This is a genomic window from Anaerococcus sp. C0059F3 (assembly GCF_056590475.1).
Genome location: NZ_JBWPWE010000023.1, coordinates 1 through 1,804, shown reverse-complemented (window position 1 = coordinate 1,804; position 1,804 = coordinate 1). Strand labels below are relative to the sequence as shown.

The window sequence follows — 1,804 nt, the reverse complement described above, 5'->3', positions numbered from 1 at the left end:
CCCCATATTTTCCCAAAAAAATAAGCACTTCTCAGGGAAATGCTTGGTGGGGCTTCAGGGACTCGAACCCTGGACCTCATAAAGGCCCCTTGATTTGGGGCCTTTATGGCGAAAACATAGGGCGGTAGCCCGAAAGAGTCTGCGTTAGCAGACGAGTTTTCGCTCGGTTATAATAACCGGTAGGTCCGCCCCCATATTTTCCCAAAAAAATAAGCACTTCTCAGGGAAATGCTTGGTGGGGCTTCAGGGACTCGAACCCTGGACCTACCGGTTATGAGCCGGGCGCTCTAACCGACTGAGCTAAAGCCCCATATAACTGGTATGTATTTATTTTTAAAAATAAATTAAGCCTTAAAGGCTTGTAAAGTGAGATATGGTGGACCTGAGTAGACTCGAACTACCGACCTCACGCTTATCAGGCGTGCGCTCTAACCACCTGAGCTACAGGTCCATAAAAATAAAATATCAAATTTAAAATGGCAGGGGAGACAGGATTTGAACCCGCGACATCCGGTTTTGGAGACCGACGTTCTGCCAGCTGAACTACTCCCCTATATCCATCACCGTTAATTAAAAAGCTTTTAAATTTGGTGCCCAGAGGCGGAATCGAACCACCGACACGGGGATTTTCAGTCCCCTGCTCTACCGACTGAGCTATCTGGGCATATTTGGCGGAGAAGGAGGGATTTGAACCCTCGCATCCCGTAAATTGGGATCTACTCCCTTAGCAGGGGAGCCTCTTCAGCCACTTGAGTACTTCTCCATTTATATAGGTATTTGGCGGAGAGGAAGGGATTCGAACCCTTGTGAGCCAAAGACTCTAACGGTTTTCAAGACCGCCCCGTTATGACCGCTTCGGTACCTCTCCCTATTTATGTAATTAAAGTATTCAAATGGCTTTGCCGTTATCCTTATGGATAATAAAATTAAAATCGTTGAATACTCAACGATATAAACTTTTTAGATAAGACCTAAGAAACTTAGGTCCATCTAAATAATTTTGGTGACCCATCGGAGATTCGAACTCCGGACGCCCTGATTAAAAGTCAGGTGCTCTACCGGCTGAGCTAATGGATCATAATGGCTGGGATAGCAGGACTCGAACCTACGCATACCAGAGTCAAAGTCTGGTGCCTTACCGACTTGGCTATATCCCAACAGTCACGTACTTTTATATTATAACACAACTTTGACAACTTTGCAAGTTTTTTTTTGCGAGTGCCTTTTATTTCTTGGCGCGCCTTCCAGGATTCGAACCTGGGACACACGGATTAGAAGTCCGATGCTCTATCCAGCTGAGCTAAAGGCGCATATCAGATACTCTAACAGCATATTAAGTTTTGATGGAGCGGGTGAAGGGAATCGAACCCTCGCAACCAGCTTGGAAGGCTGGGGCTCTACCACTGAGCTACACCCGCATATGGTGGGGATGAGCGGATTCGAACCACTGAAAGCTAAGCTAACGGATTTACAGTCCGTCCCATTTGGCCAACTCTGGAACATCCCCATATATAATTTTTGGAGCTGATGATAGGACTTGAACCTACAACCTATTGATTACAAATCAATTGCTCTGCCAATTGAGCTACATCAGCACATTGGATCACTATTGCAATCCAAATGGCGACCTGGATGGGAATCGAACCCACGACCTCCGCCGTGACAGGGCGGCATTCTAACCAGCTGAACTACCAGGCCAGATACATGGATTAAAACAACCCATGATGATATTGGTGGAAGTAACAGGGCTCGAACCTGTGACCCCCTGCTTGTAAGGCAGATGCTCTCCCAACTGAGCTATACT

General features: G+C 46.6%; 13 tRNA genes. All 13 read right to left on the bottom strand.

What is annotated here, in order from left to right:
• Positions 1-233: 233 nt before the first annotated feature.
• The 13 genes from AC1EJ5_RS09920 to AC1EJ5_RS09860 all read right to left on the bottom strand — a co-directional run bounded on the left by AC1EJ5_RS09920 (position 234) and on the right by AC1EJ5_RS09860 (position 1,698).
• Positions 234-310: transfer RNA gene (locus tag AC1EJ5_RS09920), tRNA-Ile, on the bottom strand.
• A gap of 64 nt (positions 311-374) precedes the next feature.
• Positions 375-451 (bottom strand) — tRNA-Ile (locus AC1EJ5_RS09915).
• 26 nt (positions 452-477) lie between these two features.
• A tRNA-Trp gene (locus tag AC1EJ5_RS09910) sits at positions 478-553 on the bottom strand.
• Between the two features lie 35 nt (positions 554-588).
• A tRNA-Phe gene (locus AC1EJ5_RS09905) sits at positions 589-664 on the bottom strand.
• Between the two features lie 5 nt (positions 665-669).
• Positions 670-763, bottom strand: a tRNA-Ser gene (locus tag AC1EJ5_RS09900).
• A gap of 15 nt (positions 764-778) precedes the next feature.
• Positions 779-868: transfer RNA gene (locus AC1EJ5_RS09895), tRNA-Ser, on the bottom strand.
• A 133-nt stretch (positions 869-1,001) separates the two neighbouring features.
• Positions 1,002-1,077, bottom strand: a tRNA-Lys gene (locus AC1EJ5_RS09890).
• A gap of 4 nt (positions 1,078-1,081) precedes the next feature.
• Positions 1,082-1,157 (bottom strand) — tRNA-Gln (locus AC1EJ5_RS09885).
• A gap of 76 nt (positions 1,158-1,233) precedes the next feature.
• Positions 1,234-1,310, bottom strand: a tRNA-Arg gene (locus AC1EJ5_RS09880).
• A 34-nt stretch (positions 1,311-1,344) separates the two neighbouring features.
• Positions 1,345-1,418, bottom strand: a tRNA-Gly gene (locus tag AC1EJ5_RS09875).
• A gap of 3 nt (positions 1,419-1,421) precedes the next feature.
• Positions 1,422-1,507, bottom strand: a tRNA-Tyr gene (locus AC1EJ5_RS09870).
• A 12-nt stretch (positions 1,508-1,519) separates the two neighbouring features.
• A tRNA-Thr gene (locus AC1EJ5_RS09865) sits at positions 1,520-1,595 on the bottom strand.
• 26 nt (positions 1,596-1,621) lie between these two features.
• Positions 1,622-1,698 (bottom strand) — tRNA-Asp (locus AC1EJ5_RS09860).
• Positions 1,699-1,804: the final 106 nt, after the last annotated feature.